Annotated in this window: 13 protein-coding genes; 9 read left to right on the forward strand and 4 right to left on the reverse strand. The window is 62.2% G+C overall.

Annotation, left to right across the window (positions count from 1 at the left end; translation table 11 throughout):
- Positions 1 to 127: 127 nt before the first annotated feature.
- Positions 128 to 2,521 carry a hybrid sensor histidine kinase/response regulator gene (locus TU79_RS22835; protein ID WP_057010110.1) on the reverse strand — a complete coding sequence of 798 codons (2,394 nt, stop codon included), beginning with the start codon at positions 2,519 to 2,521 and terminating at the stop codon, positions 128 to 130.
- Between the two features lie 275 nt (positions 2,522 to 2,796).
- Between TU79_RS22835 and TU79_RS22840 the strand changes: the two genes are divergently transcribed.
- The 4 genes from TU79_RS22840 to TU79_RS22855 all read left to right on the forward strand — a co-directional run bounded on the left by TU79_RS22840 (position 2,797) and on the right by TU79_RS22855 (position 6,343).
- Complete coding sequence (locus TU79_RS22840) at positions 2,797 to 3,594, forward strand: hydroxymethylpyrimidine/phosphomethylpyrimidine kinase (RefSeq protein ID WP_057010111.1); 798 nt, start codon at positions 2,797 to 2,799, stop codon at positions 3,592 to 3,594.
- A 44-nt stretch (positions 3,595 to 3,638) separates the two neighbouring features.
- Positions 3,639 to 4,262 carry a thiamine phosphate synthase gene (thiE, locus tag TU79_RS22845; protein ID WP_057010112.1) on the forward strand — a complete coding sequence of 208 codons (624 nt, stop codon included), beginning with the start codon at positions 3,639 to 3,641 and terminating at the stop codon, positions 4,260 to 4,262.
- Between the two features lie 17 nt (positions 4,263 to 4,279).
- Positions 4,280 to 5,563, forward strand: coding sequence for a glutamate-1-semialdehyde 2,1-aminomutase (gene hemL, locus TU79_RS22850; protein ID WP_057010113.1), 1,284 nt, complete (start codon positions 4,280 to 4,282; stop codon positions 5,561 to 5,563).
- A gap of 225 nt (positions 5,564 to 5,788) precedes the next feature.
- Positions 5,789 to 6,343, forward strand: a complete 555-nt coding sequence (locus TU79_RS22855) for a tetratricopeptide repeat protein (protein ID WP_057010114.1) — start codon at positions 5,789 to 5,791, stop codon at positions 6,341 to 6,343.
- A 128-nt stretch (positions 6,344 to 6,471) separates the two neighbouring features.
- Here the strand turns inward: TU79_RS22855 and TU79_RS22860 are convergent, their stop codons facing one another.
- A complete protein-coding gene (locus TU79_RS22860; RefSeq protein WP_003236992.1) occupies positions 6,472 to 6,798 on the reverse strand; it encodes a DUF1820 family protein in 327 nt (108 codons plus the stop codon).
- A 131-nt stretch (positions 6,799 to 6,929) separates the two neighbouring features.
- Between TU79_RS22860 and miaB the strand changes: the two genes are divergently transcribed.
- The 5 genes from miaB (at position 6,930) to lnt (ending at position 12,347) form a co-directional block, all read left to right on the forward strand.
- Positions 6,930 to 8,258 carry a tRNA (N6-isopentenyl adenosine(37)-C2)-methylthiotransferase MiaB gene (gene miaB, locus TU79_RS22865; RefSeq protein ID WP_057010115.1) on the forward strand — a complete coding sequence of 443 codons (1,329 nt, stop codon included), beginning with the start codon at positions 6,930 to 6,932 and terminating at the stop codon, positions 8,256 to 8,258.
- A gap of 216 nt (positions 8,259 to 8,474) precedes the next feature.
- A complete protein-coding gene (locus TU79_RS22870; RefSeq protein WP_057010116.1) occupies positions 8,475 to 9,479 on the forward strand; it encodes a PhoH family protein in 1,005 nt (334 codons plus the stop codon).
- Positions 9,472 to 9,930, forward strand: coding sequence for an rRNA maturation RNase YbeY (ybeY, locus tag TU79_RS22875; RefSeq protein WP_057010117.1), 459 nt, complete (start codon positions 9,472 to 9,474; stop codon positions 9,928 to 9,930). Before TU79_RS22870 ends, ybeY begins: the two co-directional genes overlap by 8 nt.
- A 45-nt stretch (positions 9,931 to 9,975) precedes the next feature.
- Positions 9,976 to 10,815, forward strand: a complete 840-nt coding sequence (locus TU79_RS22880) for a CorC family transporter (RefSeq protein ID WP_015373027.1) — start codon at positions 9,976 to 9,978, stop codon at positions 10,813 to 10,815.
- Positions 10,816 to 10,823: 8 nt separating this feature from the next.
- Positions 10,824 to 12,347, forward strand: a complete 1,524-nt coding sequence (lnt, locus tag TU79_RS22885; protein ID WP_057010118.1) for an apolipoprotein N-acyltransferase — start codon at positions 10,824 to 10,826, stop codon at positions 12,345 to 12,347.
- Positions 12,348 to 12,409: 62 nt separating this feature from the next.
- On the opposite strand, the gene TU79_RS22890 is transcribed toward lnt, so the two are convergent.
- Together TU79_RS22890 and TU79_RS22895 are read right to left on the reverse strand one after the other, a co-directional pair.
- The gene (locus TU79_RS22890; protein ID WP_057010119.1) at positions 12,410 to 13,171 is read right to left on the reverse strand and encodes a YdcF family protein; all 762 of its coding nucleotides are present in this window, start codon (positions 13,169 to 13,171) and stop codon (positions 12,410 to 12,412) included.
- A gap of 72 nt (positions 13,172 to 13,243) precedes the next feature.
- Complete coding sequence (locus tag TU79_RS22895) at positions 13,244 to 13,561, reverse strand: hypothetical protein (protein ID WP_057010120.1); 318 nt, start codon at positions 13,559 to 13,561, stop codon at positions 13,244 to 13,246.

The following is a 13,561-nucleotide window of genomic DNA, read 5'->3' on the forward strand; positions in this document are numbered from 1 at the left end:
AAAAAGGAAGGAAAGTATTAATATCGTGCATAAGAACGCCGGTTTGGTAGATGTGTTTGCTCGCACGAACATCATCAATCAAATCGGCGTTCTTGTTTCTGTCTTTCCCGGGATTCCGTGAAGAACCTTAAAAAAGTGGCATACCCGCCGATTGCACGGCGCCTTCGCCCTCTTGCGCACGCAGCACGCGGCGTTCCAGTACCGTCTGCAACACCTCGAAACGCACGGGTTTGAGCAGTCGTTCAGTGATGCCGACGCCATGACAATGTTCGCGCTCAGGGGTATTCGATGAACTGCCCAGGGCAATCACCGGCAGCTCGCCGCAGCCAGGCAGTGCGCGGATCTGGCAGCACAACGAGAAACCGCCTTCAGGCACGTCCAGCAAAACGGCGTCAAAATGCTCGGCTTGCAAGACCGCCAGCGCCATGGGCCCGCTGTCCACGGTTTTCACGCGGTAACCCAGCTTGAGCAACATGCCGCGCACGGCCAGTTGGCCAACGCTGTTGTCGTCCACCAGCAGCACCGCGCACTCATTGGCGGAGCGCTCCTTGCCCGAGCGCACGGCGTCGGGGTCTGGCCTCACGCTGTCCATGTCCACGTCCAGCTGGAAGCGGCTGCCCTTGCGCGGTTCGGAACGATGGGTCAGGCGCCCGCCCTGCAACTCGATCAGTTGCCGGCAGATCGCCAGGCCGATGCCCAGGCCGCCGTATTCACGGGTCATCGAGCCGTCAAGCTGGAAGAAGCGCTGGTACAGGGTGGCCTCTTCGAGAAAGGCAAAACCGATGCCGGTGTCGGTAACGATAAAGCTCAAGCGCAGGCGGCCGTCGCTGTGGGGCACGCCCACCACGCGCAGGCGCACAGAGCCGTGGTGAGTGAACTTAAAGGCGTTGTCCAGCAGGCAATCGAGGCACTGCACCAGTTTGTCGGCGTCGCCGATCAGTGGGTCTGGCAGTTCATCGGCCACGTCGATGGTAAACGCAAGGCCCCGGCTCTGCGCGCTGGCGCTGAACTGCTGGCGCACGCTGTCGAGCGTGCCACGCAGGCTGAATACACGAGGCTGCGGGCTGAGGCGCCCAGCCTGCAGCTCGGTGAGGGTGAGGATGCCATCGACCATACGCATCATGTCCCGCGCCGATCCGGCGGCGGTTTGATGGTAGTGCGCCAGATCGCCCGTCAGCGGCTGGGTGTGCATCAGTTCCAGTGAGCCGATAACGCCGTTCATCGGGGTGCGCAGTTCATGGGTCAGGGTGGCGAGGAACTCGTCCTTGAGCCGGTTGCTGCGGGCCAGTTGCTGGTTGAGCCCTTCGAGTGTCTGGCTGGCGTCCAGCAGAATCTGCGCCTGCTGCTCGCGCATGGCGTTGATGCGGTCGGCCAGGGCCAGGGACAGCAATGACACTTCAATGGCCGAACCGATCTGGCTGGCGTACATGGTGAGGAACACATTGGGCAGGTAGCCCAGCACCATCAGCGTATTGACCACCCCGCCCAGCAGGAACGCCGACCAGGCGATGATGAAATAGCGCGCCACGCGCTGGCCGCAGTACCAGGCCTTGATGGCCGCGACAAAGATGGTCACGGTGAACACCAGCGCCAGGCCGGTGGCCAGGCGCAACGCGAGGGCGTAGCTGGTCATCAGCGACAGCAGCATGACCACCGCGCCGCAGCCCACCAGCGTCAGCAGCAGGCGATTGATCCAGCGGCTGTGCTCGGCGGTGCTGAGGAAACTGCGCGTGAACAGGCTGCCGAACAATGCCGCGCAGCCGATCAGAAACGGCGTCGCCGCATTGGCCCACCATGGGCTGTTCGGCCAGAAATATTCAACCGCCGCGCCGTTTACCGACAGCTGATACATGCCGAACGAGGCGATATAGAGGATGTAATAGAGGTAGCTGGTGTCGCGCACGCTCAGGTAGATGAACAGGTTGTACACCAGCATGCCCAGCAACACGCCGTAGATCAGCCCCAGCACGTACAGGCGCAGCGGCTGTTGCTCGAGGTACGCGGTGCTGGACCACAGCGTCAGCGGCGCCTGGATCGAGCCTTCGCTTTGCAGGCGCAGGTAGACGGTCTTCTGTTCGCCAGGGGTGAAGTCGAGTTTGAACAGGTAGTTGTTCTGGCGAATCTCGCGGCTGGAAAACGGCAACGCGTCGCCGGTGCGGCCGGCCAGGCGATAGTGACCGGTGCGGTCGGGCAGGTACAGGTCAAGGTGGTCCAGGGGCGGATAGGCCAGCTCCAACAGCCAGGTGCGCTGGGCATCGGCAAGCCGGGGCACGTACTGCAGGTCGACCTTGAGCCAGAACACCGAGCGCGAATAGCCGGCGTTGAGGGTGTCTTGGTCATGGGGCTTGAACCGCGCGGCCGCAGACGGCGCGCTGACATCGGCAATCGTCAGGGCGTCGGAGGGGTCCTCGAAGACGTGCATGGCCCTGCCCAGCGGCAGGCTGCGCGTGTCCTGAGTGAACTCGATGGCGCTGGCGAGCATCGGCAGCCCGCATAACAATACAATCAGCAAATAGCGCATAGAGCCCCAGCGTGGCCTGTCCGGTCAGGTCAATAAGCCCCCCATCCTTTTGAGTAGACGTATACCGGCAATACATTAAGGTGTTTGAATTCACTCTAGCATAGCCGCTAAAGGCCATTGGACACTATTGGGACGTTATTTTGAAAGGCTCTGGAACGGGCTTTTCAGCCATTTTTCAGGCGCAGTAAAAACGCCAGGAAAACGACGCCCTCGCGCAAAATTCAGCCATCGCCCGACGGTCACGCCAAAAGCGTTTGGTGGTAAGCTCGCGCACCATGAATATCTACAGCTCTCGCCCTGTTGTTCTCTGTCTCTCCGGCCATGATCCCAGTGGTGGCGCCGGCCTGCAGGCAGACATCGAAGCCCTGCTCGCCCAGGGTTGCCATGCGGCGCCGGCCGTCACGGCGCTGACCGTGCAGAACACGGTCAATGTCAGCGATTTCCGCGTGCTCGACCGCGAGTGGGTATTGGCCCAGGCCAACGCCGTGCTCAGCGACTCCGAAGTGGCGGCGGTCAAGCTGGGCATGCTCGGTTCCACCGCGATGGTCGACACGGTGGTCGAGCTGCTAAAGGCGCACCCGCACCTGCCGGTGGTCTGCGACCCGGTGCTGCGGGCCGGCGGCGGCGGCAGCCTGGGCAAGGACGAAGTCGGCTATGCGATGCGCGAGCGCCTGTTGCCGCTGTCGCTGATCGCCACGCCCAACCTGCCCGAAGCGCGCATCCTCGCCGAACTGCCGGACGGCAGCGCCGATGACTGCGCCGAGAAGCTACTGCCGTTTGTCCGGCATCTGCTGATCACCGGCGGCCATGGCGACGAGCATGAAGTGCACAACCGCCTGTACAGCCGTGACGGCACGCGCCAGACCTTTACCTGTCAGCGCCTGCCCGGCAGCTATCACGGTTCGGGCTGCACGCTGGCCAGTGCCCTCAGCGGCCGGCTGGCCCACGGCGAAGGGCTGGTCAGCGCCGTGCAGTCAGCGCTCAACTACACGTGGCGTACCCTGCGTGACGCCGAACAACTCGGCCAGGGCCAGTTCGTACCGCGCCGGTTGCCGCTGGATTTCTGTTCGTAACGTCCGTTCGCACCATCAATCAGCAACACCGAGAGGCCTGCTCGATGAAACTACGTGGCCTTTACGCCATTACCGACAGCCAACTGCTGGCCGGTAAATTTCTCGCCTACGTCGAAGCGGCGCTGGAGGGCGGTGTGACCCTGTTGCAGTACCGCGACAAAAGCAGCGACGAGGCCCGGCGCCTGCGCGAAGCGGAGAAACTCCACGAACTCTGCTCGCGCTACAAAACCCGCCTGATCATCAACGACGACGCCGAACTGGCCGCACGCCTGGGCGTCGGTGTTCACCTGGGCCAGACCGACGGTCCTTTGGCCCCGGTGCGCGCCCTGCTCGGTTCCAAAGCGATCATCGGCGCCACCTGCCACAGCCAGATCGAACTGGCCGAGCAGGCCGCCAGAGAAGGCGCCAGCTACGTCGCCTTTGGCCGCTTCTTCAATTCCAGCACCAAGCCCGGCGCGCCCGCCGCCAGCGTCGACATGCTCGCCCAGGCGCGCAAGCGTCTGCAGTTGCCGATCTGCGTGATCGGCGGTGTGACCCTCGACAACGCCGAACCGCTGGTGGCCCACGGGGCCGACCTGCTGGCCGTGGTCCATGGCCTGTTTGGTGCAGACAGCACCCGGGAAGTCACGCGCCGCGCCCGTGCCTTCAACGCCCTTCTCAAGATTTGATTGCAGAGAGACTCATCATGTCCCGTTCCGAAACCCTGTTTGCCAATGCCCAGAAACACATCCCCGGCGGTGTGAACTCCCCCGTGCGTGCGTTCAAGAGCGTGGGCGGCACCCCGCTGTTCTTCAAGCACGCCGAAGGTGCCTACGTCACCGACGAAGATGACAAGCGCTACGTCGATTACGTGGGTTCGTGGGGCCCGATGATCCTCGGCCACAGCCACCCCGACGTGCTCGACGCGGTGCGCCAGCAGTTGCAACACGGTTTGTCCTACGGCGCGCCGACCGCCATGGAAACCGAGATGGCGGACCTGGTCTGCTCCATCGTGCCGTCGATGGAGATGGTGCGCATGGTCAGCTCCGGCACCGAAGCCACCATGAGCGCGATCCGCCTGGCCCGTGGTTTCACTGGCCGCGACAGCATTATCAAGTTCGAAGGCTGTTACCACGGCCACTCCGACAGCCTGCTGGTCAAGGCCGGCTCGGGCGCACTGACCCAGGGCGTGCCGAGTTCGGCCGGTGTCCCGGCGGCGTTTGCCAAACACACCCTGACCCTGCCGTTCAACGACATCGGCGCGGTCGAGCAGATGCTCAGCGAAGTCGGCCAGGAGGTTGCGTGCATCATCGTCGAGCCGGTGGCCGGCAACATGAACTGCGTACCGCCGGCGCCGGGCTTTCTCGAAGGCCTGCGCGAGCAGTGCGACAAGCACGGCGTGGTACTGATTTTCGACGAAGTGATGACCGGGTTCCGCGTGGCCCTCGGCGGCGCCCAGGCCCATTACGGCGTTACGCCGGACCTGAGCACGTTCGGCAAGATCATCGGCGGCGGCATGCCGGTGGGCTGCTTTGGCGGCAAGCGCGCCATCATGCAGCACATCGCGCCGCTGGGCCCGGTGTACCAAGCCGGTACGCTGTCGGGTAATCCGCTGGCCATGGCCGCCGGCCTGACCACCTTGCGCCTGATCAGCCGCCCGGGCTTCCACGCCGAGCTGACCGAGTACACCACCCGCCTGCTCGACGGCCTGCAGGTGCGCGCCGATGCCGCTGGCATTCCGTTCGTCACCACCCAGGCCGGCGGCATGTTCGGCCTGTATTTCAGCGGCGCCGACGATATCGTCACCTTTGATGACGTCATGGGCAGCGATGCCGATCTGTTCAAGCGCTTCTTCCACTTGATGCTGGAAGGTGGCGTGTACCTGGCGCCGAGTGCCTTCGAAGCGGGCTTTACCTCGATTGCCCACGGCGATGCGGAATTGAAACTCACCCTGGATGCAGCCGAGCGCGCCTTCGCCGCCCTGAAATAAACTCGCACAGTCGTCTGACGTTGCCCACAGCAGCGTCGGATTGCTACCTTGCCTACAGAGATTTCTTACTTTTTTCGAGATTTAACCTGCAATCCGGCAGATAACTTGCCCAAGCAGCAGAAAAACGAGTAAAGACTTTGTAAGCAGAGGCCTGCTTATTTCATAATGCGCGCTTATTGGATCCCGCGAGGGTCCGCGCGCCCCGTCAGAGGTAAGTCGATTCCCATGAAACGCACCGGCCGCACCCTGATTCTGGGCTGCCTGTTGCTCCTTCAGCCGCTGCTGGCACATGCCCAGGCAGGCGGCAACTCGTTGTTAATTCCAGCGATGGGTCGTTGCACCCTCAATACCCAGCCAGACGGCCAGGCCGAAGCCCTGAGCGCGTGCCAAAAACAGGCTGAGGACGGGGACGCGCAAGCGCAATACGAGTTGGGCGAGTTCTACCACGACAGCAAAAACCCTGCCGTGGACCTCAACAAAGCCTTGAGCTACTTCGAGAAAGCCTCGTTGCAAGGCCATGCCCAGGCGCAGTTTCAGCTCGGCAACATGTTTTTCAAGGGTGAAGGCGTGCCGGCCAATAACATTCAGGCGTATATCGTGCTGAAGATGGCCGCGGTCAACGGCGCCGAAGATGCGCTGGACACCGCCGATGAAGTCGCCGAGCACATGCAGCGCGATGAGCTGGAAGTGGCGACCCAGGTGCTGGGGCAGATTTTCCGCAACTATTTGCAGGAATTGCAGAGTGCCGATGGGCGTTCGCCGTTTTCACCGCTGCCCTGATTTTTGCTGAACCCTTCTACCACTATCGCAGGCAAGCCAGCTCCCACAATTGACCGAGTTCCAGCCATGGAATGCAGTCACCTGTGGGAGCTGGCTTGCCTGCGATAGCCACACCCCGGTCTTGAGCCCTACTTCTCAGGCATCGGCATCGGAAACGGCATCACGTTGCTCACGCCCCGTGCCTCGCTGATCTTCGGCGTCCCCAGGCGCTCGACTTCATCGATGCGCACAATCGAATGCATTGGCACGAAACTGCGCACCACGCCTTCGAACTGAGCCTTGAGCTTTTCTTCGCCCGGATCGACGACCAGCTGCGTGCGCTCGCCAAAGACGAACTCCTCCACCTCCAGAAAGCCCCACAGATCACTTTGATAGATCTGCTTGGCGTACATTTCGAACACCTGGCCCTGGTTGAGGAAAATCACCTTGTAGATTGGAGCTTCACGTTTGGTCATGGTGGGCGAGCAACACATCGCGGATATAAAAGAGGGCGCGAACTATAGCATGGCACCCGATGCACGACGCTAGGAACCAATGGGCATGCCCCCTATAATGCGCGGTTCTTTACCACCAGTTGACGATTCCCATGGCCAAGAAGCTCTATATCGAAACCCACGGTTGCCAGATGAACGAGTACGACAGCTCGCGCATGGTCGACCTGCTGGGCGAACACCAGGCCCTGGAAGTCACCGCCCGCGCCGAAGATGCCGACGTGATCCTGCTCAATACCTGCTCGATCCGCGAACGGGCCCAGGACCGCGTGTACTCGCAGCTGGGCCGCTGGCGTGAACTGAAACTGGCCAACCCCGACATGGTGATCGCCGTCGGCGGCTGCGTGGCCAGCCAGGAAGGCGCGGCAATCCGCGACCGCGCGCCCTATGTCGACGTGGTGTTCGGCCCGCAGACCCTGCACCGCCTGCCGGAAATGATCGACGCCGCGCGCATCACCAAGCTGCCACAGGTGGACGTGTCGTTCCCCGAGATCGAAAAATTCGACCACCTGCCCGAGCCACGCATTGATGGGCCGAGCGCCTATGTGTCGGTCATGGAAGGCTGCAGCAAGTACTGCACTTTCTGCGTGGTGCCCTACACCCGTGGCGAAGAAGTCAGCCGACCGTTTGACGATGTCATGGCCGAAATCATCCACCTGGCGGAAAACGGCGTGCGCGAAGTGACCCTGCTGGGCCAGAACGTCAACGGCTATCGCGGCCACACCCACGACGGTCGCCTGGCCGACCTTGCCGAGTTGATCCGCGTCGTGGCGGCGGTGGATGGCATCGAACGCATTCGCTACACCACCTCGCACCCGCTGGAGTTTTCCGACAGCCTGATCCAGGCCCACGCCGAAGTGCCGGAACTGGTCAAGCACCTGCACCTGCCGGTGCAATCCGGCTCGGACCGCATCCTGTCGGCGATGAAACGCAACCACACCGCCCTGGAATACAAATCCAAACTGCGCAAACTGCGCGCGGCGGTGCCGGGCATCTGCATCAGCTCGGACTTTATCGTGGGCTTCCCCGGCGAAACGGAGAAAGACTTCCAGCAGACCATGAAGCTGATCGAGGACGTGGGTTTCGACTTTTCCTACTCGTTCGTCTACAGCCAGCGCCCCGGCACCCCGGCCGCCGACCTGCTGGACGAAACCCCGGAAGCGCTGAAAAAGGAACGCCTGAATGCGCTGCAGCATCGGCTTAACCAGCAGGGTTTCGAGATCAGCCGACAAATGGTCGGCTCCATCCAGCGAATTCTGGTCACCGATTACTCGAAAAAAGACCCGGGCGAACTGCAGGGCCGTACCGAGAACAACCGGATCGTCAACTTCCGTTGCGACAACCCGATGCTGATCGGCCAGTTCGCCGATGTGCACATTGATGCGGCGCAGCCGCACTCGCTGCGTGGGTCACTGATTCAATAAATAGTCAAATCACCGCTGCTCAAAATGTGGGAGGGGCTTGCCCCCGATGGCGGTTCATCAGTATCAAATGTACTGACTGACACTCAGCCATCGGGGGCAAGCCCCCTCCCACCTTTGAACCGTGCAACACTCCGATGACGTAAGTGCTTTCGCACACCAGTCACTGGCGTTATTCTCTATTTCACTTTCACAGCCAAAGGGCGGCTAAAAGCAACCTTGAACGCACCTACAGTAGAACCCCATCGTTTTATCCTCGAGCCGTTTGAGGCTCGCCGCTTCGCCAATCTGTGCGGACAGTTCGACGAGCACCTGCGCCTGATCGAACAACGCCTGAGCATCGAGATCCGCAACCGCGGCAATCAGTTCGAGCTCATTGGTGAACCTCAGCACACCACCTCGGCAGAAAACCTGCTGCGCCGGCTCTACCGCGAGACCAAAGGCAGCGAGCTGTCGCCGGAAACCGTGCACCTGTACCTGCAGGAGTCGGCGGTGGAAGACCTGGCCAACAATCCCGTGGCCGAAGCCAGCGTGGCCCTGCGTACCAAAAAAGGCATGATTCGCCCGCGCGGCTTGAATCAGCAGAAGTACGTCAAGGAAATCCTCGGCAACGACATCAACTTCGGCATCGGCCCGGCCGGCACCGGCAAGACCTACCTGGCCGTGGCCTGCGCTGTCGACGCCCTGGAGCGCGAGCAAGTGCGCCGCATCCTGCTGGTGCGCCCGGCGGTCGAGGCCGGTGAAAAGCTCGGTTTCCTGCCCGGCGACCTCGCCCAGAAGATCGACCCCTACCTGCGCCCGCTCTACGACGCGCTCTACGAGATGCTCGGCTTCGAATACGTGGCCAAGCTGATCGAACGCCAGGTGATCGAGATCGCCCCGCTCGCCTACATGCGCGGGCGCACCTTGAACAACAGTTTCATCATCCTCGACGAAAGCCAGAACACCACCGTCGAGCAGATGAAAATGTTCCTCACCCGTATCGGTTTCGGCTCCACTGCCGTGATCACCGGCGACATCACCCAGGTCGACCTGCCCAAGGGCACCAAATCGGGCCTGGGTCAGGTGATCGAGGTGCTCAAGGACGTGCCCGGCATCAGCTTCACGCATTTCATGCCCAAGGACGTGGTGCGTCACCCGCTGGTGCAGCGCATCGTCGAGGCCTACGAGCGCTTCGAACACCGCGACGACGGCCTGACCAGGGACGTGCGTCGCGATGCTTGAGCTTGACCTGCAACTGGCGACCGACGCGCCAGCCCCCAGCGAAGCGCAATTTCGTACATGGTGCGCCCTGGCCCTGCGCCAGCGCAGCGCCGATTCGGAATTGACCCTGCGCCTGGTGGACGAAGCCGAAGGCCGGGAGCTGAACCACACCTGGCGCCACAAGGACTACGCGACCAACGTGCTGTCCTTCCCCGCCGACGTGCCCGACGAGCTGCTGGATATCCCCTTGCTGGGCGATCTGGTGATCTGCGTCGCGGTGGTCGAGCGTGAGGCGCAGGAACAAGGCAAGGAACTTGAGGCTCACTGGGCCCATCTAGTCATTCACGGCTGCTTGCATCTCCTGGGTTACGACCATATGGACGATGACGAAGCCGAAGAAATGGAAGCACTGGAACGAACGTTGCTTGCAGAATTGGGCCATCCGGACCCGTATGCAGATGACGACGCTTGAACATCACCTACTAACTGTAACGATAAAGGATTCAGAGTAATCGCTATGAGCGAAGACCGATCGAGCAACGGGCAGAAGTCCTGGCTGGGTAAATTGACCCAGGCTTTTGCCCACGAGCCGAAAAACCGCCAGGAGCTGCTGGAGCTGCTGCGCGAGGCCCACCAGAACAAGTTGCTGGACAGCGAAGCGCTGGCCATCGTCGAGGGCGCCATCCAGGTGGCTGACCTGCAGGTTCGCGACATCATGGTGCCGCGCTCGCAGATGATCAGCATCAAGGCGACCCAGACCCCACGGGAATTCCTCCCGGCCGTGATCGATTCGGCGCACTCGCGCTACCCGGTGATCGGCGAAAGCCATGACGACGTCATGGGTGTCCTGCTGGCCAAGGACCTGTTGCCGCTGATCCTCAAGGAGAACGGCGACAACTTCAATATCAAGGACCTGCTGCGCCCGGCCACCTTCGTGCCCGAATCCAAGCGCCTGAATGTGCTGCTGCGCGAGTTTCGCGCCAACCACAATCACATGGCCATTGTGATCGACGAATACGGCGGCGTGGCGGGCCTGGTGACCATCGAAGACGTGCTCGAACAGATCGTCGGCGACATCGAAGACGAACACGACGTCGAAGAAGACAGCTACATCAAGCCGCTGCCCAGCGGTGATTTCCTGGTCAAGGCGCTCACGCCGATCGAGAACTTCAACGAGTTTTTCGACAGCGAATTCTCCGACGATGAATTCGACACTGTCGGCGGTCTGGTGATGAGTGCGTTCGGGCACCTGCCCAAACGTAACGAAACCACCGAGATTGGTGCCTATCGCTTCCGCATCCTGAATGCCGACAGCCGCCGCATCCACTTGATCCGCCTGACACCTATTGCCCGCTAAGGACTGACATGCGCCGTCTCACCGCACCCGGCTGGCCCGGTAACCTGCTGGCCGTGGTGGCCGGCGCCATCACCCCCCTGGCGCTGGCGCCATTCGACATCTGGCCGCTGGCGCTGGTGGCGGTCGGATTGTTCTATGTCGGGCTGCGGGAATTAACACCCCGTCAGGCCCTGGGCCGTGGCTGGTGTTTCGGCTTCGGCCTGTTCGGCGCCGGTACCAGCTGGATCTACTACAGCATCCACCACTTCGGCGGCGCTTCGGTGCTGCTGGCGGGTTTCCTGATGCTGTTGTTCACTGCCGCGATTGCCGGGTTCTTCGCCCTGCCCGCCTGGCTGTGGGCACGCTGGCTGCGTCGCAATGAGGCGCCCCTGGCGGATGCGCTGACATTTGCTGCGTTATGGGTCGGCCAGGAAGCATTTCGTGGCTGGTTCCTTACCGGTTTCCCCTGGCTGTACTCCGGCTACAGCCAATTGGACGGCCCGCTCACGGGTCTGGCGCCTATTGGCGGGATGTGGCTGATTTCGTTCGCGCTGGCGCTGACCGCCGCGCTGCTGTGCAACCTGCCGCGCCTGCTGGCGACCAGGCGCAACGCCTTCATCGGCGCAGGCCTGGCGTTGCTCGTCGCGCCGTGGGCAATCGGCCTGGCCCTCAAGCATCACGCCTGGACCACGCCCTCCGGCGCACCGCTGAGCGTGGCCGCGATCCAGGGCAACATCGAACAAAGCATGAAGTGGGACCCGCAGCAACTGACGGCTCAGCTCGCGCTGTACCGCGACATGAGCATGAGCTCCAAACCGGTTGACCTGCTGGTATGGCCGGAAACCGCGGTGCCGGTGCTCAAGGAATCCGTCGAAGGCTACCTGGGCATGATGGGCAAGTTTGCTGCCGACCGGCACACCGCGCTGATCACCGGGGTGCCGATCCGCCAGGAGGTGCGCCACGAAAAGCGCTATTTCAATGGCATCACCGTGGTGGGCGAAGGCGATGGCACCTACCTCAAGCAGAAACTGGTGCCCTTCGGCGAGTACGTGCCACTGCAGGACATGCTGCGCGGCCTGATTGCCTTCTTTGACCTGCCGATGTCGGACTTCGCCCGTGGACCGGCCGACCAGCCGCTGTTGCAGGCCAAGGGCTACCAGATTGCGCCGTTCATTTGCTACGAAGTAGTGTACCCGGAATTTGCCGCCGGCCTGTCGGCCCGCAGCGACTTGCTGCTGACCATCAGCAATGACACCTGGTTTGGCCGTTCCATCGGCCCGCTGCAGCACCTGCAAATGGCGCAGATGCGCGCCCTGGAAGCCGGTCGCTGGATGATCCGCGCCACCAATAACGGCGTGAGCGGGCTGATCAACCCGTTCGGGCAGATTACCGCGCAGATCCCGCAGTTCGAGCGCGGCATTCTCTACGGCGAAGTGGTGCCGATGCACCAGCTCACGCCCTATCTGCAATGGCGCTCGTGGCCCCTGATCATTGTGTGCCTGATGCTGTTTGGCTGGGCATTGCTGGCAGGCCGAATGTCCAAAACTGTCTAGCCGCCCCACCCCATACCAATGTGTGAGGGGGCTTGCTCCCTCCCACACTCAGATCATCGGTGTTACTTGTAAAACAACCGATACCCCACTTGCCCCACCGCCTCATTCAACAAATACCCGCTCTGCCATAGCGACTTGAACTCCGGCATCCAGCCCCCCAGCGGCCGCGCATTGTCCACGCCGAGAAAGCCCACCGGCGCCGGCACCACGGTGAAACCGGCCTTTTCAAAGCTCCACACCGAGCGCGGCATGTGCCAGGCCTGGGTCACCACCACCACACGCTTGATACCTTCGGGCAACAGCATCTGCGCGCTCATCTGCGCGTTTTCCCAGGTGGTCCGGCTGCGCTCTTCCTTCCAGCGCACCGTGACGCCGAAATCATCCTGCATTGAAACAGCCATCAGCGCTGCCTCGCTGGGCGGTGTGCCGTAGTGCAAGCCGCCGGTGGTCAGCACCGGCAACCCGGACGCCTTGGCCAATCGCGCAGCATAACGCTGGCGCTCCAGCCCGATACCGGTAGGCTGGTCCGCCCCCCAGGCGGGGTCACCGCGTTCGCGGCCCGAACCCAATATCACAATGGCGTCCGCGCGCCGGGCCAGGGTAGACCAGTCCTCACGGGCCAACGGGGGCACGGTCTCCAGCACCCGTGCGCTCCATTCCACCACCACCGGCAGGCTCATCAACCACAGCCCACCCAACCCCAGGGCAAAGCAGCATCCGGCCAGGCGCGGGCGTGTGCGTCGCAACCACCAGCCAAGGGCCAGCAGCAGCAAGAGAATGCCGGGCGGCAGCAGCAATTGTTTGATGAAATAGCGAATAGGCATCGAGCATCTCCATGGATGCCCGAAGCCTAAGGTGTATCGGGGTTCAGCGCCAAGCTTTACACGGGGCGTGCATTACTTGAGCCGCTCGGTCAGTTGGGTTGCCGGACCGCGCCTGCGCGCTGCATCCTTGAGCCACACCACCTTGGCCGATTGTGTCGGCGCGCTTGGTGGCGGGGAAGCCACACTGTCAGGCGTCGAGCGTTCGTTTTTTTCCAGATAAGCCTTGATCAGTTCCAGCTCAGCGCGGCTCAAACCGCGCAACTCCAGCTCGACGGGGCGTTCATCACGCAATCGACCCGCGGTGCTGGCGGCATCCAACGCACGACCCAGGCGGTCGATCAGTCCTTGGTACACATCCGGTTTGGTTAACATTCGCTGCGATTTGACCAT

Origin of the sequence: Pseudomonas trivialis, assembly GCF_001439805.1 — a bacterium.
Lineage (GTDB): Bacteria > Pseudomonadota > Gammaproteobacteria > Pseudomonadales > Pseudomonadaceae > Aquipseudomonas > Aquipseudomonas trivialis.

Bases quoted from the DNA above. Each gene is read 5' to 3' on its own strand.
- TU79_RS22895 (WP_057010120.1), bottom strand. From the start codon at position 13,561: ATGGTCAAATCGCAGCGAATGTTAACCAAACCGGATGTGTACCAAGGA.
- ybeY (WP_057010117.1), top strand. From the start codon at position 9,472: ATGCTTGAGCTTGACCTGCAACTGGCGACCGACGCGCCAGCCCCCAGC.
- TU79_RS22835 (WP_057010110.1), bottom strand. From the start codon at position 2,521: ATGCGCTATTTGCTGATTGTATTGTTATGCGGGCTGCCGATGCTCGCC.
- miaB (WP_057010115.1), top strand. From the start codon at position 6,930: ATGGCCAAGAAGCTCTATATCGAAACCCACGGTTGCCAGATGAACGAG.
- thiE (WP_057010112.1), top strand. From the start codon at position 3,639: ATGAAACTACGTGGCCTTTACGCCATTACCGACAGCCAACTGCTGGCC.
- TU79_RS22840 (WP_057010111.1), top strand. From the start codon at position 2,797: ATGAATATCTACAGCTCTCGCCCTGTTGTTCTCTGTCTCTCCGGCCAT.
- TU79_RS22855 (WP_057010114.1), top strand. From the start codon at position 5,789: ATGAAACGCACCGGCCGCACCCTGATTCTGGGCTGCCTGTTGCTCCTT.
- TU79_RS22880 (WP_015373027.1), top strand. From the start codon at position 9,976: ATGAGCGAAGACCGATCGAGCAACGGGCAGAAGTCCTGGCTGGGTAAA.
- hemL (WP_057010113.1), top strand. From the start codon at position 4,280: ATGTCCCGTTCCGAAACCCTGTTTGCCAATGCCCAGAAACACATCCCC.
- TU79_RS22860 (WP_003236992.1), bottom strand. From the start codon at position 6,798: ATGACCAAACGTGAAGCTCCAATCTACAAGGTGATTTTCCTCAACCAG.
- lnt (WP_057010118.1), top strand. From the start codon at position 10,824: ATGCGCCGTCTCACCGCACCCGGCTGGCCCGGTAACCTGCTGGCCGTG.
- TU79_RS22890 (WP_057010119.1), bottom strand. From the start codon at position 13,171: ATGCCTATTCGCTATTTCATCAAACAATTGCTGCTGCCGCCCGGCATT.